Raw genomic sequence first — 24,170 nt, forward strand, 5'->3', positions numbered from 1 at the left:
CTTCTTCAGCATGACCCGCCTTCTCTTTTTCTTCCTTACCGGCATCGCTCTGTGCGGCAGCCCGAACCTGGCGTGTGCTCAAGATGCTAGGTTAGTTACTTGGCAGGATATTGTGCGACTACCTGCCCCGGTGGCTGGCAAGCGCATTTCGTACGGACCAGATTCGTTGCAGGTCGGCGAACTGCGGCTGCCGGAGGGCACCGGTCCGTTTCCGGTGGTGGTGCTTCTTCACGGGGGCTGCTGGCTTTCAGAATACAATGCTGCTTATATGAGCCACCTCAGCGCGGCTCTCACAAAGGCAGGCTATGCCACGTGGAACCTAGAGTTTCGGCGGGTTGGCAACGCTGGCGGGGGGTTTCCTGGTACATTTCAGGACGTCGCCCAAGGCACTGACTATGTGCGCGAGCTGGCCAAAGCCTACCCTCTGCTCCCCAAAAAGGTAGTGGTGCTTGGGCACTCGGCGGGCGGCCACCTAGCTTTGTGGCTCGCGGCCCGGCGTAACCTACCCCGCACCAGTCCGCTTTATTCCCCAAAGCCGCTGAAGTTGAAAGGGGTGGTAGCACTGGCGGGTATCCCCGACCTGGCAGCCTATAGCACCGCCCCTGGCAGCTGTAACAAGGCCGTTGCGCAGCTACTAGGCGGACAGCCTACGGAAACCCCTGAACGCTACGCCGCTGGCTCACCCTCTCAACTGTTGCCTTTGCGCGTGCCCGTGCGTCTTGTGCAGGGCGCTCAAGATCCTATTGTGCCGGTGAGCCAAGCTCAAAATTTTGCTACGCTAGCGCAGACCAAGGGGGATGATACCCGCGTGCTGCTGCTCCCCAATACTGGCCACTTCGACTTGGTTTATCCTGCCTCTTCCGCCTGGCCGACGATTGAGAAAGCAGTAGAAGACCTGCTAGGAAGTTCGCGTGAGCGCCAGCAAAAGCGCTTGTAGATCCTGCTCGATCAGGCGCACGGCAGCCTGTAACTCGTTGAGCATATTGGCCCGGATGCGCAGTTCTTCTACGCTGTACTTGCCACCCTGGCCAAATAGTAGCGCCTGCTGCTGGCGGCCCTTCGGCGAATTGGGTTGGGCTAGCTGCCCGTAATGCTGCCACCGCTGGCGCGTATTGTGCCCCACGGAGGTTTCTCCCTGGTTGCTGAAAGCTTTTTCCTGCAAGCAGTACCACACGCTGGGCGGGTACAAGGCCGAGGTCGGCTTCTCCTCCCAAATATCAGTGAGCAAGTTGCGGGGGTGCTCGAACGCAATGGTACGGTGCGAGGTGAGCGTGAGCAGCCCTAGCCCGGCCGTGAGCAAGCCGCCCCCAATGCCAAACGCATACTGCGGTATTTTCTGGTCGAACACCGTGGTACCGACGCCTGCCACGGCGCCTACCCCAATCGACAGTACCGTGAGCCGCTGTTCATACCGATCCTCTTGCTCGGCGAGATAACCTGCCACTTGGTCGGCCCGCTCGCCCTCACAATCTAGTTCGGCGGCCGTGCTAGCAATGCTCGTGGCCATTAGCTGCAAGCGCGCCAGCACCTGCTGGCGCTGGGCGAGGGCGGCTAGCGTATGCGCCGGTGAGGGTTGTTGCTGTGCCGTGCGTTCCAGTTGGGTCAGAGCCTTGAGTTGCGGCAGCACGCCCGCGGCATTAGCAATCAGCAAGTTGCGCCGCAAGTAGTGGGCCGTCAGGGCGCTATCGAGCACCGGCTGAATGCTTGGAAGTGGCGCGGTGGCCGCATCATAACGGTACACCTGGGGCGGGTCGCAGTAGCCGGCTTCTACCCGCAAGCGGCCGCTGGAAGGGTGTAGCGCACAGCTCGTTAGCAACAAACAGCTAAAAGGCAGCCACCACCTGGCAGCGGCGAAAAGAGGAAGCTTCATGAGAGCTAAAAGAGGAGCTTGACGCGTGAAGATAGCCAGGACAAAAGCAGCTCAACTGCTTAACCTTTACCGAACAAAGTAAAAAAGGTCTTTCCAAACCCATCGTTTCCGCCCGATATTGCGGCCGCTATGGCCAAACGTGACCTTCCGTACCTCATTATTGACTTCGACAGCACCTTCACCCAAGTAGAAGGGCTCGATGAGCTAGCCGACATTGCTTTGCAAGGCCATCCCGACCGCCAAAAAGTGGTAGGCGACATCCGCGCCCTCACCGACTCGGGCATGAATGGCAGTATTTCTTTCTCGGAGTCGCTACGGCGGCGGCTAGGGTTGCTGAGCGCCCGGCGCGAGCATCTGCCGCTGCTGGTGGCCCAGCTCAAGACGAAAGTGTCGGACAGCATTGTGCGCAACCGCGACTTCTTTGCGCAGTTTCCGGGCCGCATATACATCGTGAGCAGCGGCTTCCGCGAGTTTATCGAGCCGGTGGTGGCCGACTTTGGCATCCCCGCCGATTACGTGCTGGCCAACACCTTCACCTACGACGAGGCCGGCAACATCACGGGCTTCGACCCGAGCAACGTGCTCAGCCGCGACGGGGGCAAAATCGAGCAGCTGCGCCAGCTCAACCTGCCCGGCGATGTGTACGTGCTCGGCGACGGCTACACCGACTATCAGATCCGCGAAGCGGGCCTTGCCAACCGCTTCTACGCCTTCACCGAAAACGTGACGCGCGACGCCGTGGTGGCCCGCGCCGACGAAGTGGTGCCTTCTTTCGACGAATTTCTGTACCAGAATAAACTCCCCATGACGCTCTCCTATCCGAAGAACCGCATCCGCGTGCTGCTGCTCGAAAACATTGAACCCACCGCCGAAAAGCTGTTCCGCGAGGAAGGCTACCAAGTGGAAATCGTGCAAGGTGGCCTCGACGAAGACGAGCTGGTAGCGCGCATCGAAGGCGTGAGCATCCTCGGTATTCGCTCCAAAACCAACGTCACGCAGCGCGTACTCGACGCCGCCAACCGCCTCATCGCCGTGGGCGCCTTCTGCATCGGCACCAATCAGATCGACTTGGTGGGCTGCATGAAAAAGGGCGTGGCCGTGTTCAACGCGCCATTTTCTAACACCCGCTCGGTGGTGGAGCTAGCTTTGTCGGAGATCATTGCGCTGGCTCGCCGCTTACCCGAGAAAAGCGAGAAGATGCACCAAGGCGAATGGGATAAGTCGGCGAAGGGTGCATTTGAGGTGCGGGGCAAAAAGCTAGGAATCATCGGCTACGGCAACATCGGAACCCAGCTTTCGGTGGTGGCCGAGGCGCTCGGCATGCAGGTTTTCTACTACGACATTGCCGAAAAGCTTCAGCTCGGCAACGCCCACAAGGTGCGCACGCTCCACGAGCTGTTGCAGCAAGTAGATATCGTGACCCTGCACGTGGATGGCCGCCCCAGCAACACCAACCTCTTCGGGGCCGAAGAATTTGCCCTGATGAAGCCGGGCGCCATCTTCCTCAACAATAGCCGCGGCCACGTGGTGGATGTGCCCGCCCTGGCGGCCGCCCTGCGCTTGGGGCACCTAGGTGGCGCCGCCGTGGACGTATTCCCCTACGAGCCCAAAACCAACTCCGAAGCGTTTGAGAGCGAGCTACGCGGCTTGCCCAACGTGCTGCTCACGCCCCACATCGGCGGCAGCACGGCCGAGGCCCAGCGCAACATTGCCGAGTTTGTGCCCGAGCGCATCATGCAGTACATCAACTCGGGCAACACCCAGCAGAGCGTCAACTTCCCCAACATCCAACTGCCCGATCAGCAGGCCCACCGCCTCATTCACATCCACGCCAACGTGCCCGGCGTACTGGCCCGCATCAACAACGTGCTGGCCAACCGCCACGTGAACATCCTAGGTCAGTACCTCAAAACCAACGAGCACATCGGCTACGTGATTACCGACATCGACAAGCAATACGAGCCGGAGCTCATCGACGAGCTACGCCACGTAGAGCATACCATTAAGTTCCGGGTGCTGTATTAAGCATTTAAACTTCTTAAATACGCTCCAAAGTGAAAGCGTTATTCATGCTAGGGCTAGCTTTTTTGCTAGCCCTAGCTGTTTGGTTTTGTACAAAAACATCTCCGGTCCAATCCGTGGGTGCTTCCACCATAGCGGAGCAGCTTTATCAGCGACACCTTCTATCGTTAGCAGGCCGGGACGAACTGCTCCGCCGCATTCGGCATGGGGATCTACGCATTCAAGAGTATGACGAACTTCACCAAACTGTTACGGAGCAACAAAGCAACAGCCCTGCTGCTATCCTAGCTTTCTGCGTAGAAGCCTTCAAAGCCGAGTTTAACTATCGAACCCAGGAGCTTGACGTGGAAGTAGCCGCAGCAACCGGCGATTCTAGCTACGTTGATACTCAAAAATCTTCGGCGATTTTTGACAAATACCGGCAAGCACTTGCGCGGTTCAAAGGTGATACCGTCGCTTTTCAACAGTGGTACTACCGACAGCTTCCTGCTAGGTTTAAGATTGAGAATGCTATTAAAGCCGAAGATTCCTTGCTTCAAGGAGGTTGGACTATTTATCCGCCTATCGGAGGCCTTCCGGCAAGTCATCATTGGATCAACAACCAGCGCAGTGTGTTCGGTAAAACCCGTACCCGCACGGCCCGCGACTTACGAGAGATAGGACTTATAGATGTAGCAGTTTACCAGCACTTGCAAGAACTGCTGCGTAATGGTCAGTTGATCACTGAGGAGCAGGTGTGCACAAAGGCGGCCAGCGAAATGCAGTACCGCGCCAATTACGACCAAAACAAAGTAAAGCAACTGCAATGGTTAGACAGCTTACGACAAGCTGGATTGCTCAGTGCTACTCAGCATCAACGCTTGCTCCGGGACTATCGTCCTTATGAACTCAAGAAGCCATTCGAGGTCCTAGCTTATTGTCAGCGTGGCCAAGTACTCGATTTGCGTCATTTGAGCCACGAGCCGCAACGATTGTACCCGCACATCTTTGCGCAGTTACCGGCCATTCTACCTGGTTTCCGCTACACCGATTTGCGCGTGACAGTAACAGAGAAAGACATGGGCTCTGATCTGCGCCAGCAAAACGTCACGCTGAGCTTCCAAGCCAATGGTCGGCATTATGAAAATACATTTTGGCAAGACTTTATTCGTAAAGACGGCACCGATCCTGCTCCGTCCCTTGGTGCTCAAGTAGGAGAGAATTTTTACCGAAGTATTAATCGTTGGCTAGCAGACCAAAATTCTCCTTTGCGGCTCTACCGGGCATATAAGCCTGACGCGCAATCCGTGCACGGCGACGAATACCTAGGCCTGATTGCTATGACGGAGCAACAGCGCAAACTATTGGGCAACAATCAAGACCTTGTTTCCATTGAGTCGCACGACAACCGATTCAGTTCACCGAATATTGAAAAGCTCGTGACTTGGTATCAGCACCTAGGTCTGTTCTCGCATCTCTCGCCGGAGCAGATTACGCAGGGCCGCCGCAAAGCATTAAGCGGAGCAAAAATAAGTTTTGCCGAGGTGCTGATGAGTTTTCCGCACGTCGTTCACGCTTTCGATTGGGAGTCGGCGGATTCTCCGCACGTCTACGTGCGGCATACGAAGGAGCTAGCAGTCATTTCGCGTGGGGGCTTTGCTCCTGAGCACGTACAAGATGGTTTCACCTTCGATCAGTCCTTGCCGACGACTATTCCGTTTAGCTTCGATCTAAACAATCACACGTATCGCACCCAGTTAAAGGCAGACTCAGATTGGCTAGACCCTGCTTTTGTTGAACTGATCCAGCGCGCTACACAAGAGCAACACGCCGTCGGCAAGTTTTATGAGTGTCTAGGTGGTGAAGGCTACATTTTCCTCACCTCCGAGCAACATCTAACCTTGAGCAAAGCACAACCTGAATTATTTCGCGAGGCGGTTGAGGCAAGTGATGAGTAACCTTCACCAAAAGCCAATTTTCGAGATTAAAATAACCTATTTAAGTGTACTGATAGCAACGAAAGATCAACAAAACGCGTCACGTGGTGCGTACAATGAATTTCAGGCAGCGCATCAACTAACAATCTCTTTTTCATTTACTTTCAGGCACACCATCCACCTTGAAAGCACATGAAAAAACACTTGCTCCGCTTGCTGCTGCTTGCCCCATTCGTGGCGCAAGCTCAGGCTCCTATCTCGTATGAAGCGAAGGCCCAGAATAAGAAGGTAGAGATGCCGACTCCGGCGCCTATTCCCTTTGTGCTGAAGGGTAAGATTGGAAAGGTCGATGCGCCGGCCAGAGTTTTCTTGCTACTAGATGGCCGCTTTGACAACTCTGCCCCCTTACACAACGGCGAGTTTGAGTTGAAAGGCACTACGGACACGCCTAAGCAGGTCATGCTCCTTCTAATACCAGGCGGCGATCTTTATAAGGCCTGGGGTAGACCATCTGTAGATCGCACCTTCTTCTTCCTAGAAAAAGGAACTACAGCCTTTACCAGCCCCGACTCCCTACAGAACGCAACTATCACTGGCTCACCTCTGACAGCAGAAGTCGAGAAATTTCGGGCGGCTGGCAAACCATTAGATGCCAAGTTTATGAAATTGGAAGCCAAGGAGAAAGCAGCTAAACAGGCTCAATCTCCGAAGCTAGCAAGTCGGTTGCAAGCAAAGCGGAAGACGCTTCTGGAAAAGAGTAACCGTCGGACAATAGATTTTATCAAAACTCACCCTAACTCCTATGTGAGCCTGGATTGGGTGCAGCGGATGAGTAGTTCTAATCCAAATCCGAATTATGCCGAGATAATTCCGCTGTTCGACGCGCTGAGCCCGGAGCTTCGCAATAGCGTAGATGGCCGGAAATATGGAGAGCTGCTGCAAGTTGTGAAGGAGGCTACCGCCGCTAATAGTACCAAGTCGCCTGAAGAACAGAAGGAGGCTATCGTGTTAGCTGTCGCGAAGCACAAAGGGGAACTAGCATTCCTGTATGAAGAAAGGCGCAAGAAGCGGCTGATTACATATGTCACGACCCATCCTGACGTGCCCGCAAGCTTGGACTCGCTAAAAGAGGCAGTTGGACAAGTTCCTGATTATGAGAAGACAACGAAGCTCTATAATGCTCTTTCCGCTGCCGTTCGTAACACTCCGGCTGGCAAAGCCTACGGAGAGCAATTAGAGCGGATTAAGCTTGTTGCCGTGGGGCAGCAGGCGCCCAACTTTACCCAGCAAACCCCTGATGGGCGACAAGTATCGTTGGCGGACTATCGCGGCAAGTACGTACTGGTTGACTTTTGGGCTTCGTGGTGCGGCCCCTGCCGAGCTGAAAACCCAAACGTCATCAAAGTTTACAACCAGTTCAAAGACAAAAACTTTGACATCCTAGGCGTGTCGCTTGATAAAGATCAGGCGCGTGAGAAGTGGCTTAAGGCTATTCAGGACGACAAGCTAGCTTGGACGCAGGTATCGGACCTCAAAGGCTGGGAAAACCAGGTTGCGCTGCTTTACCGCGTGCAGGCCATTCCCCAAAACTTTCTGATCGACCCGAGCGGTAAGATTGTGGCTACCAACCTGCGCGGTGAAGATTTGCACGCCACACTTTCCAAGCTCATCAAGTAGCAGTTGGTTGAGGATGCGCTATTGTGCTGAGTAACAATCTGAATATATTTCTGTCACAATCGCATCCTCAACCAACACACGTATGAAGAATTATCTGCTCGGTTGCCTGCTGGCTACCACCTGGACGGCGCACGCGCAAGCGCCCGTACCGTTCACGCTGCAAGGCAAGCTAGGTAAGCTGGACAACTCCGCCAAGGTTTATTTGTGGCGCAGCGGCAAAGGCTTTGCCGACTCGGCCACGGTGAAGAATGGCAAGTTTAAGCTGGAAGGCACCCTCACGGAACCCGGCCAGACGCGCCTGGTTCTGGTGCAGAAAGGCAACCGCATGCGGATGCGCACCGGGCAAGCCGACCGCGTCAACTTCTTCCTCGACAAAGGCAAAACCACCTTCACTAGCCCCGATTCCCTGGTGAATGCGAAGGTGAAAGGCTCGGCGCTGACCAACGAGTTTGCACAGTTGCAAACGGCCCTCAAACCGAGTAATGCGAAGATGAATACCCTTATGGCGGAATACCGCGCCGCCTCCCCCGAACAACGCAAATCACCCGAGTTCGAGAAGCGCATCGACGAGCAGGATAAGGTTATCACGGAGGAGCGCAACCAAGTGTACTCAGCTCACATTCGCGCCAATCCTAGCTCTTTGATCAGCCTCAATGCGGTGCAAGATATGGGTGGCGCCGTACCGAAATACGAGGAAATAGCGCCCCTATTCGCGCAGTTGTCGCCGGAGTTGCAGGCTAGCCCCGAGGGCAAGAAGTACGCAGAAAAGCTAGCTGCGCTGAAGAGTGTGTCCATCGGAGCCGAAGCGCCCAACTTCACGCTTAATACGCCCGAGGGCAAGCCCGTCAGCCTAAACGAGTACCGTGGCAAATATGTGCTGGTTGACTTCTGGGCGAGCTGGTGCGGCCCTTGCCGGCAGGAAAACCCCAACGTCACGAAAGTCTACAACGAATACAAAGCCAAGAACTTCGACATCTTAGGCGTGTCGCTCGACACGGAGAAAGCCCGCGAGAAGTGGCTGAAAGCCATCCAAGACGACCAGCTCGCTTGGACCCAGGTATCCGACCTAAAGGGTTGGGACAACGCCGCCGCTCGGAGCTACAGCGTGCAAGCCATTCCGCAGAACTTCTTAGTGGACCCCAGCGGCAAGATCGTGGCCACGAACCTGCGCGGCGACGGGCTCAAGACGACGCTGGCGCAGTTTATTAAATAGCTGCCAGGGTCATATCGACTTGATTTAGAGTGCTTCTAGTTGCGTAGTGATTCCATAGTTAACCTAAACGTATATGAAGAATTATCTGCTTGGTGGCTTACTAATTACTGCCGTAATGGCCCATGCTCAGGCGCCTATTGCCTTCACCATCAAGGGGCAAGTTGGGAAGGCAAACGCCCCGGCCAAAGTCTACCTGGAGCATGATGGCATTATGGATTCGAGTGCGGTGCGGAATGGCCAATTTGAGCTGAAAGGCACTACGGATACTCCGAAAGTAGCCACGTTGCTGCTTTTTCGAAGCGGTAAGAAGAGTGACAGTGACTATCTTAAGGCAGAGAACAGCAAGGACCATGTCCGCTTGTTTCTGGAAAAAGGCCCTATTATTCTAATGGGCGCCGATTCACTGGAAACGGCCACTATTACCGGTTCGAAGCTTACGACTGAGTACCAGAAGCTGCAAGCGTCGCTGCAACCCATTGATCAGAAGTATCATAACCTCAACAAAAACGTGTGGCAGAGCGCCACCGCAGAGGAGCGCAAGTCGCCGGAGATCAAAAATAAGTTTGTTGCTCTTCGCACGGCAAGAACTGATGAGACCAATCAACTTCTCACAGCTTATATCAAGGCTAATCCTAGTTCTTTTGTCAGTCTTGATGCCTTGACACAAGTAGCAGGTCCGGCACCTAAGTATGCGGAAGTAGCTCCGCTCTACCAGACACTAACCCCAGCGATTCAAAGTAGTCCAGATGGGAAGAAGTTTGGAGAGAAGTTAGCAGCAATCAAGGCAATTTCTATTGGCGCAACGGCACCTAACTTTTCGCAGAAAACGCCTGACGGCAAAGAAGTGTCCTTGGCGGACTACCGTGGCAAGTATGTGCTGGTGGACTTTTGGGCTTCGTGGTGCGGCCCCTGCCGGGCCGAAAATCCGAATGTGATTAAAGTGTACAATGAGTACAAGAGCAAAAACTTCGATATCCTAGGTGTATCCTTAGATGGCGAAAAAGCCCGTGACAAATGGGTAAAAGCGATTGAAGATGACCGTGTCCTCTGGACCCAGGTATCCGACTTGAAAGGTTTGGATAATGCAGCTGCCCGTCTCTATTACATCGAAGCGATTCCACAAAACTTTCTGGTAGACCCGAGCGGCAAGATTGTAGCCCACAACCTGCACGGCGATGAGCTACGCACTACCCTAGCTCAGTTTATTAAGTAGCCACGCGCTACAACAATTAGTAAACAAAACGGCCCTAGCTTTCTGCTGGAGCCGTTTTGTTTTATAACCTTTCCCGCACTTGCCCGAGTACCCGCTCCATCTCGTTGCGCACTTCTGTGGTCGTCACAACGTGGTTGTTATTCATGAAGCTCACCGCCAGCAACCGGCCTTTGCGCGTGCGCAGGTAGCCGCATACATTGTGGTTGTTGCTAAGTGTGCCCGTTTTACCCCAAAACCAGGTGCCGTTTTTATCGTGGTACACGCGCCGTAAGGAACCATGGCCGCCGCCCGCCGCCAATACGCTCAGCAGGCGCGGCTCAGGCACTTCTTGGTGCAGCTTGAGTAGCAGCGCCACCATGGTACGGGGCGTCACGAGGTTGAAGCGTGAGAGGCCAGAGCCATCTACCCAATGTGGCGCGTCGGGCAGGTCGGCGAGGGACTGACGACGCATGAGCCGGATCACACGACCCGTATCGAGCGAATCGAAACCTAGCTTGCTGGAGCACATCAGTAGAAGCTGCTCGGCCAGGAAGTTGTCGCTCACTTGCAGCATGCGCCGGTAGAGCGAATCGACGGGTAAGCCGGCAAGGATGCGAACCGAATCTTGGAGACGTGGCATGCGCCAGGGCAGCACCGTTACGGCGCGCCGTAGTGTATCTTGAAGCAACTGTTGCAACAGCGCCGGACTAGTCCGAAAGGGAGTTTCATCCACCCAGTTTTTGGTAGCTGGGAAATACGTGAACTGGTTTTCCGTGACGGCGCGCCGCACATGCTCCGGGTCGGTAGTACCGGGCAAGGCCGCTGTTACCATCGGGTTGAAGAAGCGCGGCCCCACACGTGGCCGTTTGCCGGGCCCACCGTAGAAGCGAACAGTGTGCCCGTACACCGGGAAAGGTCCGCGCTCGGGCGAGTAGTAGTAGTTATAATCTTCCCAGCCCCAGCCCGGCCCAAACGCATCAACGCACGGAACAGGCAAATAGAACAGCTTTTCGGGCCGGTTTTTCAGGAAGTCGAAAGCGCGGCGGCTTGGTACGTCGCCGTGCAGCAGCGTGGGGTCGCCGGTACCCCAGAACAGCAGCGAGTCGTGGCGCACTACGTAGCGCAGGCTAGGCAACGAGTCGCCAAGCATGTGCAGCCCGGTGTAGAAGCTAAATAGCTTCATGTTGCTGGCAGGCGTGAAGTAACGATCAGCGTTGAACTCGTACAGCTTCTCGCCGCTGGCCACATCAGTGATGCACACGCCCACAAAATGCTGACGCAATACCGGCGACTCGGTGATCAGCTTGTTTAGCCAGCGCGGCCCACGACCACGATTTAGGGAAGTTTCGGCTTCCTCATCGCCCCCGCTGGCGGCAAAGGTGAGGGTGGTGGCCAACAGGAAGCCTAGCAATGACAGACGGCGAAAAAACGAAAGCAGCATATGTTGCAAGATGCAGCCGCCGCAGGTTAGAAAGAAAGCTGCTGCCCCGAAAAGTTTAGAACAGCGCTGTCATTCCCAAGTATCGCAAGGATTCGAGCAGCTTTTCCTAGGCTCATCAACTTCTACCTAGGTTTTGGCGCGCTAGCCCCGGCATTCCAGACCAGGATCGTGCAACCACTTGGGCTAGCGGCATTACGCTCAGTTCCTGGCGGATAGTACAGGTATAAGCCCGCTCCAAGCGGCTTACCGTTTTTCACTCCCGAATCAACGCGGACACCCTCTACCACAACTATTGACCACTCGCAACTGCCTTGCTAAAACTGCCAACCTAGCCTGGCTACACGACGTCCTGCCAAAAGCTTGGCAAGTAAAACGGGAAAGGCCCGACTTCTTTTCGTACCTTTGTTTCCCGTTATGCCAGACCGAACTCCAACTTCCGCGGCTGCAACGGCCAAGTACATTTTTGTCACCGGCGGGGTGACTTCCTCTCTCGGAAAAGGAATTGTTTCCGCTTCTCTCGCCAAGCTGCTGCAAGCACGTGGCTTCCGGGTCACTATTCAGAAGTTTGACCCCTACATCAACATCGACCCTGGCACGCTGAACCCGTACGAGCACGGCGAATGCTTTGTAACCGACGACGGCGCCGAAACAGACCTCGACCTAGGTCACTACGAGCGCTTCCTAAACACCCCCACTTCGCAGGCCAACAACGTTACGACCGGCCGCATCTACAACCACGTTATCCGCAAGGAGCGTGAGGGCGCTTACCTAGGCAAAACGGTGCAGGTAGTACCGCACATCACCGACGAGATTAAGCGCCGCATGTTGCTGCTCGGGCAGGGCGGCGAGTTTGATGTGGTAATTACCGAAATCGGCGGCTGCATCGGCGATATTGAGAGCTTGCCTTTCGTGGAGGCCGTGCGCCAGCTGCGCTGGGAGTTACCCCCGAATGATTCGCTCGTGATTCACCTCACGCTGCTGCCCTACCTAGCCGCGGCCGGCGAGCTGAAAACTAAGCCTACCCAGCACTCCGTACGCGATTTGCGCGAAGCTGGTCTGCAACCCGACATTCTGGTGTGCCGCTCCGAGCACCCCATCCCGATGGAGATGCGCAAGAAGATTGCGCTATTCTGCAACGTGAAGATTAACTCCGTTATCGAGTCTTTGGACGCCGACAGCATCTACTCGGTGCCGCTACTCATGCTCAAGGAGCAGCTCGACGACCGAGTTATCAAGAAGATGAAACTCTCGGGTGGCACCCCCTCCCCTGACCTAGAATCGTGGAAAGACTTCCTAGGTCGCCTGAAGAACCCGACCGAGGAAGTGACCATCGCCTTGGTGGGCAAGTACGTGGAGCTCCCCGATGCGTACAAATCCATCAACGAGTCGTTTATTCATGCCGGTGCCTACAACGAATGCAAGGTAACGGTGCGCAGCATTCAATCCGAGCACATCAACGTGGATAACGTGGCCCAGCTGCTGCACGGCGTGGATGGGGTGCTGGTAGCACCAGGTTTTGGCGAGCGGGGCTTCGAAGGCAAAGTGGCGGCTATCAAGTACGTACGCGAAAAGGGCATTCCGTTCTTTGGCATCTGCCTAGGTATGCAATGTGCCGTGGTAGAATTTGCCCGCAACGTGCTTCAGTTGCCAGGAGCTAGCTCCACAGAGATGGATGCCCAGACCCCGCACCCTGTCATCAACATGATGGAGGAACAGAAAGCCATCACCCAGAAAGGCGGCACTATGCGCCTAGGTGCTTATAACTGCGAGCTGCGCAAGGGCTCAAAAGCGGCTAAAGCCTACGGCCGCAACCACATCAGCGAGCGGCACCGGCACCGCTACGAGTTCAACAACGACTACCTAGGCCAATTTGAAGAAGCTGGCTTGCTGGCATCGGGCGTGAACCCCGATACGGGCCTAGTAGAAGTGATTGAGCTGCGCGACCATCCGTGGTTTGTAGCCGGACAATTTCACCCCGAACTCAAGAGCACTGTGCAGAATCCGCATCCGCTGTTTGTGCGTTTCGTGCGGGCAGCCATTCAGCACCACAAAAACGAAATTTAGGAAGTATTGCGTGTCAATGGGTAAGAGCAAAATGCTACCCAACACTTAATTCGAGCTGAGCTCCTACAGAACGTCAGTCCGACGCTAGGAGGAATCCCGCGTGCAATGGTAACCTAGTAGGCAGAGTTACCAGCACAGGCGAGATTTTTCCTAGCGTTGGATTGACGTTCTTTTCTTGGATAGCAGCAGTTGCGCGCCAAGATAATTTACCTGCCAAGTTGTCTATTATTCAACACGCAGCACTCAACATTCAACATTTCCTCTGCCACACGCTACCTTTGCCGTTGGCTCGCCTGTTTTTTGAGGCGGTTCTATTTTTATTTCCACTTCCTGAAGCCGTTAACGCTTCGTCATCTTTCTCCCTGTCAGTTCCCGTCAATGGACAAGAACCAAGCAACCGGCCTGTTTCTAATTTCGGCCCTGCTGCTCGCCTATTTGTTTTTCTTTGCGCCTAAAGCGCCGACAGACAAACCGGCCGCCAAACCCACCACGACTACCGCTGCTGCGAAAAGCGCTACGCCAGTGGCCGCCGCCCCTCTCGATTCTACGACGGCAGCGCGCACCCTCGGCACGTTTGCCACGGCCGCGCAAGGCACGGCGCAGCAAGTGCAGCTCAAAAACGAGAACCTCACCGTTACGTTTTCGACCAAAGGAGGCCGCATCGAAGCAGTTCGGCTGAACAAGTACAAGACGTTCTTCGGCCAACCGTTCGACTTGCTCGACCGCCAGAGCGCTCAACTCGATACACGCTTCCGGACAACCGACGGCCGCACCGTTCGACTTTCAGACTTGTATTTCCAACCGGCTGGCGACGCTCAGCCTGTCGCTGAAGGCGAACAGAAAGGCCAACGTGTTACTTTCGCCGCCGACGTGGCGGGTGGCCGCATTGAGCAGGTATACACGCTGCTTGATAATTCCTTTCAGCTTGCTTACAACCTGCATTTCACAGGCTTGAATGCAGTGCTGGCGCAGGAGCCACTAACGTTCACGTTTATCGACCGCGTGCGCCAAACGGAGCAGGACCGCAAGCAAAACCGTAACCACAGCACCATCAACCACTACCTAGCTAGCGGCGACCGGGGCGAAATTGCGGAAGCCTCAGAGAAACCTGAGGAAGTGAAAGTGGCTGATCCCTTGAAGTGGGCCGCGCACAAGCACGACTTCTTCGTGGCTGGCATCATTGCCGAAAAGCAGTTTTCTAACGGTCAGTTCAACTCGGTTATCACTGACGAGGACCCTACTTTCATCAAAACGCTGACCAGCACGCTAACCATTCCTGCTGCCGATGTGGAGCAGGGCAAGGCTAGCTTTCGATTCTACTTCGGCCCGAACTCGTTCAATATCCTCAAGGACGTCGCGCCCGAGTTTGACCGCAACGTGTACCTAGGTTGGGGCTTGTTCCGCTGGATCAACCGCTTCATCGTTATTCCAGTTTTCCACTTCCTGGAGCAGTTCATCAGCTCCTACGGCATCATCATCGCGCTGCTTGTTCTGTTGATTAAGCTGGTGACTTGGCCGCTCACGTACAAAACGTATGTGTCGCAGGCGCGCATGAAGGTGCTGAAGCCGGAGCTAGATGAGATTAAAGAGAAATATGGCGACGACCAGGCCAAGGTGCAGAGCGAAACGATGAAGCTCTATTCGTCGATGGGCGTAAGCCCACTGAGTGGCTGCGTACCCACGCTGCTCACACTGCCCATCCTGTTCGCCATGTTCAGCTTCTTCCCGAACTCAATTGAGCTGCGCCAAGAGCACTTCTTGTGGGCGAAAGACTTAAGCAGCTACGATGTGTTCATCAAGCTTCCCTTCACCCTAAAGTGGTACGGCGACCATGTAAGCATGTTCACCCTGATGATGACGGCCTCTACCCTACTCATGACTTGGCAGAGCAACCAGCTGAACACGGCCATGCAGGGCCCCATGAAGTTCTACAGCTACTTGATGCCGATTATCTTCCTGTTTGTGCTGAACAGCTACGCGTCGGGCCTGACTTGGTACTACTTTGTGTCAAACGTCATCACCTTCGGTCAGCAGTTCATCACCCGCAACTTTGTGGATGATACCAAACTGCGTGCCCAGCTCGAAGCCAACAAGGTTAAGAACAAGGATAAAAAACCGAGCGGCTTCCAAGCCCGCCTTGCTGAGGCCATGAAAGCAGCCCAGGAACGCGAAGCCGAAGCTAAAAAACCAGGTCAAGCCAAGCCCAAAGGCAACAAGTAAAACCTAGATTCCCTACAATAAGAAAGCCCTTCTGCTCTAAGCAGAAGGGCTTTCTTATTGTAGGCTCTCATAAAGCAGATTTGTTATTCCTTCCGCACGCGTTCCAGTACGAGCTGGTTCATTGGATTTGGCGTGAGGCCGTGGATATTGTTCTGGGTTAGGCGCACTACCTGGTCGTAATACAGGGGAATAACGGGGCTTTCTTCTACCACAATGCGGTCCATTTGCTGGTAGAGGGCATAGCGTTTCTGCGGGTCTTGCTCCAGCTTAGCCTGTGCGTAGAGCTTATCGTAGGCGGCGCTTTTAAAGTGCGTCTTGTTTGGGCCGGCGGGCGAGAAATTAGGACTATAAAAGAGCGCTAGGTAGTTCTCAGCATCGGGATAGTCGCCCAGCCACGACTTGGTAAAGAACGCCGCTTGGCCATTATCTACTATTTCCTGGTGGGCAGCGGCTTGGTTTACATCAATGGTTACCTGCACTCCTACCTCGGCCCACTTTTTCTGCAAGTACTCGCAAATCTCCTTACGCTCCTGCACCGTCGATAGCCGCAGACTAAGGGGCTTACCTGGCCCGTAACCAGCGGCCCGCAGCAGTTGGCGCGCCTTATCAGGTTGGTACGTGTAGCCCGGCACCAGCTTGGCGCTATACGACGGCAACGAGGAGGGGACAAAGCCCGAAAGGCCCGGCACGCCCACGTTGTTCAGGAAGTAGGCGATCAGCTCGGGCTTATTAAGGGCGTAGCTCAACGCTTGCCGGACCCGTTTGTCACGCAAGGCTGCGTTGGCGCCGTTGCCACGCAAGTTGGCCGGATCAAGTTGAAAACCTAGGTATTCGGTGTTTAGATAGGGCACCTTTTCAAACCGAAACTTTCCCTTGAAGTCCTCCCGCACAGTCCCATCAGGGTACAGAATCAAGTCGCGGGAGCCTTCGCGTATGCCCGACAGGAAGTCGAGCTTGCCCTGCTGAAAGGTCAAAAACTCCGTCTTGCGGTCCTGGATGAAGCTGATTTGTACCGCTTCTAAGTAGGGTAGCGATTTACCCTGCGCGTCGTGGCGCCAATAGTTTGGGTTGCGATGGTAGATAATAGCATTGCCTTCATCCCACAGCTTAAATTGAAACGGCCCAGTACCCACCGGATGTTCTCGAAAGTCTTTGCCGTAGCGCTGCACCGCTTCACGCGGCACCACGTAGGCGTACGGCATCGTCAGAATGCCCAGGAATGGAATAAATGGCTCTTTAAGGTAAACGCGTAAAGTACTGTCGTTGGGAGCAACAAAAGCAGTATCGCTAATTTCTCCTTTTGTGTTTTCCAGCACCTTCCCCCGAAACACCCAGCCGCCGGGGCTAGCTGTGGCAGGGTCGAGAATGCGCTTGAAGCTGTAGACAAAGTCCTGCGCTATCACACGCCGGCCCTTACCCGTTGGGAATACTTCTGAATCTTGAAAGTAGACGTTGGGGCGTAGTACGAAAGTGTAACGTAAGCCATCGGGGGAGACGTCATAGCGGCGTGCTATGGCCGGACCGGGCTTCATTTGGTCATCTAGCTCTACGAGGCCATTATACAGCTGCGTAACAGCCCAGATATTCGCTTGCTTATTAGCAAAGGCAGGGTCCAGAGAAGTTAGCGCCTCAGGCTGGTTGTAGCGAAAAACACGATGGTCGTTGGCAGGCTCGCCCGGACTGCTACAGCTAGCTAATGCGATGAGCAAAGCAGAGGAAAAGCTAGCAAAACGACCCGGAAACAACAACATGGGAAAGACGAAACAGTGTATATTTGTGCAAAGGTAACCTGAAGTGGTTTGCGGCCCCAATTAGCTGAGTTTTCGGCTGGTTTGGGGCTTTTTCTTTTTCCGCCCTTTCCATACCAAATGCGTTTCTGAGCCCCAGGCGCGGTTACCTCTACGGTTACCCTTCCTGGTCGCTCAGTCGTCTATATAGCAGTAGCAACACACCTTTTTTGGCTACTGTCGAGACACCCCCTTTTTAGCGAGTGTCTATTCCCTAACTGCATATTCTCGTGCTGTTATGGACTAGTACGCTATCTATTTTATGCGCCACCCTACTTATTTCTGCAACGCCCGGCCGCCCTATTCCTGCGGCACGGGAAAATGTCACATTCTATTCCGATGGAACTGCTGTTTTGGCAAAAAAAGCACAAAGCCAACGCAGCCGGCAAAGCGCCGATCTCCATGCGCATCACCATTCATGGCCAGCGCAGCGAGTACTCCACCAAAATCCGCTTACTACCTAGTGAGTGGAATCCAAAAGCCGGCAAATGCCGCGGTACCAGCCAGGCCAGCATTGACCTTAATGCCAGCCTAAAGTCGCTCGAAGGTCGTGCGCGCACCACCCTCGACCAGCTGCTGGCACTGGCTACACCTGACCAGGTCATCACGGCTAAGGATGTACGCCAGGCGATGATGCCCAACAAGCCGACGCCTGGCGTGGATCCACTCGTGAGTGAGTTGCTCAGCAGCGTCCGGGAGCAGCACTACGCGGCCGGCAACGAGGCCACGTATCGGGGCCACGGTTCGGCCATCGCCGTGTGGAAGCGCTGGTGCACCGAGCACCCGGTGCGCCTCTCGCAACTCACCGAGGCCAAGACGCGCAGCTTCGCCGGCTGGCTCGCCGAGCACTACGCGCCCACTAGTGCGGCCACGTGGCTGAACGCGCTGCGCGCGATGCTCAACAAGGGCGCTCCTACCTTACTGCCGAATCCCTTCAACGACCTGGCGCCCAAGAACGCGGCTGACCAAGCCAAGTCCCGCACCCACCTGACGCGGGAGCAGCTGCAGCAGTTCCGTGACTTGCCGCTTAGCTCCGAGAAGCAGCAGCTAGCTAGAGCCGTGTATTTGTGCCAGTATCACCTGCACGGGTGCCGCATCAGCAACGTGCTGGAGCTACGCTGGCGGGATATCGACTGGCAGCTAGGGCGGGTGAAGTTTAAGGCCGTGAAGCGAGGCAAGTACAAGGACGTGGCGCTGACGGAGCCCCTGCGGCAACTGCTCACGCCCTACCTAAAAGTAGGTAGTGACCTGGTGTTCCCACTGCTCCCGGAGGACTACTTCAGCCTGGACAAAGCGGGCCGCTGGATTGCCCGACGTAATGCCACGGCGCGCGTCAACGGGCGCCTGGTGGTCATTGCCCGGCACCTAGGTCTCTCGGTGAGCTTGCACAGCCACACGGCCCGGCATACGCTGGCGGGCCATGCTGGTAAGGTGAACAAGTACACGGCGCAAGCCATGCTGGGCCACCGCAGCATCGAGCAGACGGAGGCATACCTAGAAAGCTTGAGCACGGCCGAACTCGACGAAGCCGCCGCGGCGATTTACGACGTATTGTAAACAAATCAAAAGCCCCTCTACGCTGTGTGAAGGGGCTTTTTTGTTATTAGTTGCTAGCGTACTTCTTCACGCTGCCGGCAGATATGCCGAGTGCCTTACCGATGGCCCGGTCAGAGGTGCCGGCCTCCTTTAGTCGCTTCACCTGCGCCACCAGTGGCGCATCAACAGCCGGCCGGCCGATCTTCGATCCTTTCAGCTTCGCTCTCGCCAGGCCTGCTTTGGTTCGCTCGCTCAAGCGCACACGCTCCTGCTTAGCAATGGCTGCCAAGATACCGATGATGGCATCTTTGAAGATGCCGGTACTATCCAAGTATTGCTCCGTGAAGCTTTTGAATTGCACTCCAGAAACCGATAAGTTTTGCAGGTAGCTTAAGGTTTCTGCTACGCCTTCCCGGCTGAAGCGATCGAGGGCCCAAAACAACACCACCTCGAAGCGGCGCTGGTGGGCATCGAGAAACATCTGCTTGAACTGCGGCCGTTCGGCTTTGCTGCCGCTGTCCTGGTCGGTGTACTCTTTATAGACGGTGTATCCTAGCCGCTCGGCGAAGACCCGTAGCTCACGCAGCTGGTTCTCGTTATCTTGACCTTTGTCGCGGGTGCTCACCCGGGCGTATATGGCAGCTTTCATACGAGCTATTACTCTAACATTGAGCAAGAGTTATAAACAAAGGATAATGATCTAAATCTTCTGCCTCGATATTCATTATTACAGTTTTTTCAAAAAAATCAACAGTAACTTTTTCTCTTCCTAATCTTTGGAAATAATAATTCAATAAAGCAGTATAATCATGCCCATGCATACTATCTCTGTAATCAAAATTCAAACAAATATGTTCTAATCCATTGTACCTTTCTATAAACTCTTGTTGACGAGAATAAACTTCATGATTACGGCTTGCAAGCTTGAGTATGTATCCCATCAAATCAAAAGAGATATTACCTTTTTTATCTATCTCGATTGCCTTTTCAACCTCAACTTTAGCCCATGTATAATTCATTTGATATCTGACTAATCTAACCAAATATAAAAACTTAATAGCGGGGATTATTTTACCTATAAATTCATTAGCTAAAAAAGCTGATTTGAAAAAACTTGCATTTATTAATTTTTGCATAACCTCTACATTAAAAGAATAGCTTTCAATGCTCGAAAAATCAGTTTTTAATAAATAGCTATTATTTATTGTATCTTCATAAAAAAAATCATAATCTTTATCAGAAATACAAAACAAACATATTTTTCTAATACCCAACTTTTCTTCAAAAAAAGAAGAGAGTGACTCCACACGATTTTTATGACCTATATTGCCTAATGAAATAATTTTTAAATCACGCGTGTCAATCGTGTCAATTGTATACACATTATACAAAAGGTTCCTACGTTTAATATAGTTTACAAAAATAGCTCTATCAGAATCTCCTTCAACAAATATATCTTTTATAGAAGGCTCTAATGTATATCTAGCTATTAGTTCGTTTGGCGTTCTTTTATAATCAGTATTCAACATAATTTACACATGCTCATTAACAAGTCTGACCACACTATCCATGTTATTAGCTAATAACTCTACAGAGTGTGTAGCAACAACAAACTGTATATCTCTCCCTGAACTAAAATGCAATAAGCTACTCAATAATCTTCTCTGCCATTTTATATTTAACGAAATTTCAGGTTCGTCTATAATAAATATAGTAGCAGTATCTGCTGTTATAGTATTTACCCATAACAGCAATAAATGCTTTTCCCCTGATGACAATTCATTAAATGGAACATTTTCTCCATTCTTGTGAGTAATCCAAAATCCTTCATGGAAACTATAACGAATTTCTTTATCATGAAAATACTCATTTACATAATTTATAAATGATATAATAACATTATAAATTTCATCTAATGCGAGTATTTTTGCATTAGAACCATCTATAAATGGCGATAAAACTTTACTAATTATATCTAATTTACTAGGACTAGCAATTCCACGTAGCACTGTCGCCAATGACTCATAATCAAAATCAGATATTAAACCAAAGTTTGAAAGCTCCTTATTTCTAACCGATAAGATTTTTAATTGCTCTAATATATTAGCCTTATTATCAAATTTATTTTCACTGTCATCTTCGTTATTATTACTATCAGCTATTGATTTAATAAGCTCCATGTAAATTGTCTTATTATTTTTTTCACCTATATTAGAAAATCTAAAGACGCGAGATTTAATCCAATCAGAAAATCTTTCAAACGCTCTGTCTATTTCTGATTTAGCATCTTCTAAATTAGCCTTCCTTCTCAACAACTCTCCATCAATAGCATAATCTAATCCTTGCTCAAAGATCGCTCTATTTCTTTTGTATCTACTTCTCAACTGATTCTTAAAGCTAGCCATAACTTCACGGTTATCTTTAAGAAAATAAACAGACATTTCTAATTCATCTATTCTTTGTGTTAAAGCTGCATACCCTTTATTGTTTATTATTTCATCGCGATTGACTATAATATTTCCATTAGGCTTACCACCCTCCATCTCAACACCAACATTACATTCGTAAGTATTGCCATTTGATCTTATTCCATATAAAAAACCGCCCTTTGCACTTTCATTTCTTTTAGCAAAGACTTCTATCCCATTACTTAGGGTCACCACTATGCTTTTAAATTTAGTATTTGCTAGTGCTGTTTTATACCCCTTTGAAGAATCTGTGGACAGAATATAAAATACGAGTTTTAATATTGTTGTTTTACCAGAACCATTATCTCCGTATATAATATAAAGATTATTACTACTATCAACTCGTAAGTGATAAGTATAGTACCCAAACAAGTCTTCTATATAAACTGATTGTATGGTATTGCCTGTTTTGACTGACGAGATTGCCTTTGATTTACTCATATACATAAGAAAAATCCAAATTTCAGAAACGAGATAGCGAATGGCTGTTTACAAACGTAATGAACCCTGCGCATAAAAGGAACCTTTACAATTATCAACCTGCTGAAATATCGAACGGTTTCTACGCAGTTTTAGCCCCTGCGAAATCAAGCTGGAAACGCCGTTTTTCGGGCCTATTTAGGACACCGTTTTTTGCGCACCTCCAGAAAGTAGCTGGAAGCAGCCGCTAGCGGTCTTAGCGGAATCTGCTCCTGGCTCTAGAAACTTACTTCATGTGGGCTGCTAATCTCGACAGTAGGAGCCTATCTTTGCCCTCATGTCCCCCTCTACTGCTGAGGCGTTAGCTCGTCGCGCGACGGGCGCCCTCTTTCTTGTCGTTTTTGGCAGCGGCTGGCTCGCCCTCGGGCTCGCCGCTACCCACTGGCTCACACTCCCCACCGGCCTCGCACTCGGCTTGGCAATGCTCGCGCTGGTAGGCACCGCTGGCTGGGTGCTGCGCCAGACCAAGCCCTGGCGACCGCAAACGCGCGGCCCTGAAGAAGCGGCGCAAGCGCGTCGCCAAGGGCGACTGTTCGCCTTTTTGGGCATGGGAGAAGGAGGTGCCATTTTTTTGGTGAATAAGCTCTTGCCTCAACACGGGCTGGCGCAGTACGTGCTGCCCGCCATGGCGCTGATTGTGGGCCTGCATTTTTTTCCCCTGGCCCGCCTCTTTCGCTACCGCGGCCACTACCTGACGGGCGGCGCCATGGTCCTGTGGACGCTAGGCTGTCTGCTGCTGCCCCCTACTATGTGGCAAGCTGGGGTAGCTTGGGGCACGGGCGCCATTCTCTGGCTTAGCGCGGGCTACGCGTTAGGACGGGCTGTGCGGAAACTCCAGCCGTGCACGCTTAATAGCAGTCATGCCTGAGCCTAGGCGAACAAACCAGTTACAAACGGCTGTTTGCGGAAGGCATACGTTCCCGTGTTCAAATTACTTATCAAAAAACGGCCCCGAAAAACCGCGTTTTCGGGGCCGTTTAGGCGGGTGCTAAAACCGTTCAAAAAAGAACTCTAATTCGAACAGATTTATAAGCCAGCTCAGTTTGTTAACTAAGCTGTTAATGAAACGCACCAGAAAAAGAATTAAACAACACTCCTTTCATTGAAAATCAGTACCTTACCAGCATACAATACCCAGCATTCTGCTTATAGCTTCACATAATTTTTGCAGCAACTAACTATGAGGAGTATCAAAACAAATGCGGCCCCAATTGGCAGCAGAGCTGTTGCACTGCAATCTACCTCCTCTAATCAGAGAGCAATAGTTGACAACAGACCCAGTACAATTCAGCAAAGAAAAATACAAGACGCCATTCAGAAACGGTCTTTCAGTACTCCCTCGACAGCTGTAGTTATCCAGAGAGAGGTGATGGGCGAAAGCGATCGTAGAATGCAGGAACGTAAGGCGACAGTATTAAATTCTTTGATCAGTACTGCAGACTCAAACGAGCGCGATGCTTCTTACTTGAGCATCTTTATATTCTCCGGTAAGCGTGGTCTATTGAAGTCAATCGCTCCTAAAAAAATAGCAGACCGGAGAGCAGATAGAGATCCATTGCTTCAGACCGTTGTAGGAGAATATGCTAAGCTTCGCGAATCAAATCAGCCAAGTCACTACAACAGTGAAGACTCAGAAATGCTTGGTTTACGCCCAATCCTAGAGTGCTTCGGTGGGATCGTCGCAAGATTGAAGCAAGAGTACATTTCCTTTTTCAATGATAAGGTGAACCAAGTTCTTTCAACTGAAGAAACGAGGATTAAGCAGAATTATGATAACATACGATTAGACATACAGAATAGCTCTACTGCAACTAAGAAAACAAAGGAGAAGCATAGAAAGCAAGCAAATGCTGCAGAGAAAGACGAGCTAGCGACAGCAGAACAAGAGGCTCGGCGTGTTGTAGAAGAAAATCTGAAGTCTGGAGGTAATTATGCAACAGAATTCGTAACTGAAAAGGGGGATGAGTTACGAGTAGAGATGGTGGGGCCACAAGGCACCTGTGGCGATTGTCAAGCAGCTATTAATCAGTTTGTCACAGATCTTAAATCCCAGCAGATGCCTTTTCCAAAAGAGGCCATCAAAGTTAGCTTCAACACCCGATGGTTATTTGAGAAGAAGCGTGCTGCTAAATCGCGGCAGAATGTTCCGGAACGTTCTCCATACTACGGATCAGATCAAGCCTATGATGCTAAATCTTACCGCCAAGATGTTAGACATTGGAAATTACGGTATAACTGAGTGTCTTCCTTCTGACCTTTTCTTATTGCATTTGCTGTAAAGCAG

The 24,170-nt window shown here is 52.2% G+C and carries 17 protein-coding genes; 11 read left to right on the forward strand and 6 right to left on the reverse strand.

Annotated features, from left to right (window positions below; genetic code table 11):
- Positions 1-10 precede the first annotated feature (10 nt).
- Positions 11-937, forward strand: coding sequence for an alpha/beta hydrolase family protein (locus tag BXP70_RS20305; protein ID WP_086595981.1), 927 nt, complete (start codon positions 11-13; stop codon positions 935-937).
- On the opposite strand, the gene BXP70_RS20310 is transcribed toward BXP70_RS20305, so the two are convergent.
- Positions 899-1,870: a hypothetical protein gene (locus BXP70_RS20310; protein ID WP_086595951.1), complete on the reverse strand. Its 972-nt coding sequence runs from the start codon at positions 1,868-1,870 to the stop codon at positions 899-901. The genes BXP70_RS20305 and BXP70_RS20310 overlap by 39 nt on opposite strands.
- Before the next feature lie 129 nt (positions 1,871-1,999).
- On the opposite strand from BXP70_RS20310, the gene serA reads away from it, so the two are divergent.
- The 5 genes from serA (at position 2,000) to BXP70_RS20340 (ending at position 9,911) form a co-directional block, all read left to right on the forward strand.
- Complete coding sequence (gene serA / locus BXP70_RS20315) at positions 2,000-3,895, forward strand: phosphoglycerate dehydrogenase (RefSeq protein ID WP_086595952.1); 1,896 nt, start codon at positions 2,000-2,002, stop codon at positions 3,893-3,895.
- Between the two features lie 113 nt (positions 3,896-4,008).
- Positions 4,009-5,829 (forward strand): hypothetical protein, encoded by a 1,821-nt coding sequence (locus BXP70_RS20320; RefSeq protein WP_143436594.1) that lies wholly within the window; start codon positions 4,009-4,011, stop codon positions 5,827-5,829.
- Between the two features lie 171 nt (positions 5,830-6,000).
- Positions 6,001-7,485 carry a TlpA disulfide reductase family protein gene (locus tag BXP70_RS20330; protein ID WP_086595955.1) on the forward strand — a complete coding sequence of 495 codons (1,485 nt, stop codon included), beginning with the start codon at positions 6,001-6,003 and terminating at the stop codon, positions 7,483-7,485.
- Between the two features lie 82 nt (positions 7,486-7,567).
- Positions 7,568-8,698 (forward strand): TlpA disulfide reductase family protein, encoded by a 1,131-nt coding sequence (locus tag BXP70_RS20335; RefSeq protein WP_086595956.1) that lies wholly within the window; start codon positions 7,568-7,570, stop codon positions 8,696-8,698.
- A 73-nt stretch (positions 8,699-8,771) separates the two neighbouring features.
- Positions 8,772-9,911 (forward strand): TlpA disulfide reductase family protein, encoded by a 1,140-nt coding sequence (locus tag BXP70_RS20340; RefSeq protein ID WP_086595957.1) that lies wholly within the window; start codon positions 8,772-8,774, stop codon positions 9,909-9,911.
- A 61-nt stretch (positions 9,912-9,972) separates the two neighbouring features.
- On the opposite strand, the gene BXP70_RS20345 is transcribed toward BXP70_RS20340, so the two are convergent.
- Positions 9,973-11,331 carry a D-alanyl-D-alanine carboxypeptidase/D-alanyl-D-alanine-endopeptidase gene (locus tag BXP70_RS20345; protein ID WP_086595958.1) on the reverse strand — a complete coding sequence of 453 codons (1,359 nt, stop codon included), beginning with the start codon at positions 11,329-11,331 and terminating at the stop codon, positions 9,973-9,975.
- Positions 11,332-11,745: 414 nt separating this feature from the next.
- On the opposite strand from BXP70_RS20345, the gene BXP70_RS20350 reads away from it, so the two are divergent.
- Together BXP70_RS20350 and yidC are read left to right on the forward strand one after the other, a co-directional pair.
- On the forward strand, positions 11,746-13,395 hold the full coding sequence (locus BXP70_RS20350; protein WP_086595959.1) for a CTP synthase: 1,650 nt from the start codon (positions 11,746-11,748) through the stop codon (positions 13,393-13,395).
- Positions 13,396-13,773: 378 nt separating this feature from the next.
- Positions 13,774-15,615, forward strand: a complete 1,842-nt coding sequence (gene yidC / locus BXP70_RS20355; protein WP_086595960.1) for a membrane protein insertase YidC — start codon at positions 13,774-13,776, stop codon at positions 15,613-15,615.
- 83 nt (positions 15,616-15,698) lie between these two features.
- Here the strand turns inward: yidC and BXP70_RS20360 are convergent, their stop codons facing one another.
- The gene (locus tag BXP70_RS20360; RefSeq protein WP_086595961.1) at positions 15,699-17,366 is read right to left on the reverse strand and encodes an ABC transporter substrate-binding protein; all 1,668 of its coding nucleotides are present in this window, start codon (positions 17,364-17,366) and stop codon (positions 15,699-15,701) included.
- A gap of 357 nt (positions 17,367-17,723) precedes the next feature.
- On the opposite strand from BXP70_RS20360, the gene BXP70_RS20365 reads away from it, so the two are divergent.
- Complete coding sequence (locus tag BXP70_RS20365; protein ID WP_086595962.1) at positions 17,724-18,959, forward strand: tyrosine-type recombinase/integrase; 1,236 nt, start codon at positions 17,724-17,726, stop codon at positions 18,957-18,959.
- Between the two features lie 46 nt (positions 18,960-19,005).
- On the opposite strand, the gene BXP70_RS20370 is transcribed toward BXP70_RS20365, so the two are convergent.
- From BXP70_RS20370 to BXP70_RS20380, 3 genes are read right to left on the reverse strand one after another with little or no spacing between them, the layout of a single operon-like run.
- A complete protein-coding gene (locus BXP70_RS20370) occupies positions 19,006-19,587 on the reverse strand; it encodes a recombinase family protein (RefSeq protein ID WP_086595963.1) in 582 nt (193 codons plus the stop codon).
- A 13-nt stretch (positions 19,588-19,600) separates the two neighbouring features.
- Entirely contained in the window at positions 19,601-20,467 is an 867-nt protein-coding gene (locus BXP70_RS20375; RefSeq protein ID WP_086595964.1) for a hypothetical protein, read from the reverse strand.
- A 3-nt stretch (positions 20,468-20,470) separates the two neighbouring features.
- Complete coding sequence (locus tag BXP70_RS20380; RefSeq protein ID WP_179197767.1) at positions 20,471-21,847, reverse strand: ATP-binding protein; 1,377 nt, start codon at positions 21,845-21,847, stop codon at positions 20,471-20,473.
- 316 nt (positions 21,848-22,163) lie between these two features.
- On the opposite strand from BXP70_RS20380, the gene BXP70_RS20385 reads away from it, so the two are divergent.
- On the forward strand, positions 22,164-22,754 hold the full coding sequence (locus BXP70_RS20385; RefSeq protein ID WP_086595966.1) for a hypothetical protein: 591 nt from the start codon (positions 22,164-22,166) through the stop codon (positions 22,752-22,754).
- A 501-nt stretch (positions 22,755-23,255) separates the two neighbouring features.
- The gene (locus tag BXP70_RS20390) at positions 23,256-24,125 is read left to right on the forward strand and encodes a hypothetical protein (RefSeq protein ID WP_143436595.1); all 870 of its coding nucleotides are present in this window, start codon (positions 23,256-23,258) and stop codon (positions 24,123-24,125) included.
- Positions 24,126-24,170 lie beyond the last annotated feature (45 nt).

The sequence above is a fragment of the Hymenobacter crusticola genome, assembly GCF_002154225.1.
Lineage (GTDB): Bacteria > Bacteroidota > Bacteroidia > Cytophagales > Hymenobacteraceae > Hymenobacter > Hymenobacter crusticola.

Coding starts and splice junctions, on each gene's coding strand:
- BXP70_RS20305 (WP_086595981.1), top strand. CDS start 11: ATGACCCGCCTTCTCTTTTTCTTCCTTACCGGCATCGCTCTGTGCGGC.
- BXP70_RS20310 (WP_086595951.1), bottom strand. CDS start 1,870: ATGAAGCTTCCTCTTTTCGCCGCTGCCAGGTGGTGGCTGCCTTTTAGC.
- serA (WP_086595952.1), top strand. CDS start 2,000: ATGGCCAAACGTGACCTTCCGTACCTCATTATTGACTTCGACAGCACC.
- BXP70_RS20330 (WP_086595955.1), top strand. CDS start 6,001: ATGAAAAAACACTTGCTCCGCTTGCTGCTGCTTGCCCCATTCGTGGCG.
- BXP70_RS20335 (WP_086595956.1), top strand. CDS start 7,568: ATGAAGAATTATCTGCTCGGTTGCCTGCTGGCTACCACCTGGACGGCG.
- BXP70_RS20340 (WP_086595957.1), top strand. CDS start 8,772: ATGAAGAATTATCTGCTTGGTGGCTTACTAATTACTGCCGTAATGGCC.
- BXP70_RS20345 (WP_086595958.1), bottom strand. CDS start 11,331: ATGCTGCTTTCGTTTTTTCGCCGTCTGTCATTGCTAGGCTTCCTGTTG.
- BXP70_RS20350 (WP_086595959.1), top strand. CDS start 11,746: ATGCCAGACCGAACTCCAACTTCCGCGGCTGCAACGGCCAAGTACATT.
- yidC (WP_086595960.1), top strand. CDS start 13,774: ATGGACAAGAACCAAGCAACCGGCCTGTTTCTAATTTCGGCCCTGCTG.
- BXP70_RS20360 (WP_086595961.1), bottom strand. CDS start 17,366: ATGTTGTTGTTTCCGGGTCGTTTTGCTAGCTTTTCCTCTGCTTTGCTC.
- BXP70_RS20365 (WP_086595962.1), top strand. CDS start 17,724: ATGTCACATTCTATTCCGATGGAACTGCTGTTTTGGCAAAAAAAGCAC.
- BXP70_RS20370 (WP_086595963.1), bottom strand. CDS start 19,587: ATGAAAGCTGCCATATACGCCCGGGTGAGCACCCGCGACAAAGGTCAA.
- BXP70_RS20375 (WP_086595964.1), bottom strand. CDS start 20,467: ATGTTGAATACTGATTATAAAAGAACGCCAAACGAACTAATAGCTAGA.
- BXP70_RS20380 (WP_179197767.1), bottom strand. CDS start 21,847: ATGAGTAAATCAAAGGCAATCTCGTCAGTCAAAACAGGCAATACCATA.
- BXP70_RS20385 (WP_086595966.1), top strand. CDS start 22,164: ATGTCCCCCTCTACTGCTGAGGCGTTAGCTCGTCGCGCGACGGGCGCC.
- BXP70_RS20390 (WP_143436595.1), top strand. CDS start 23,256: ATGGGCGAAAGCGATCGTAGAATGCAGGAACGTAAGGCGACAGTATTA.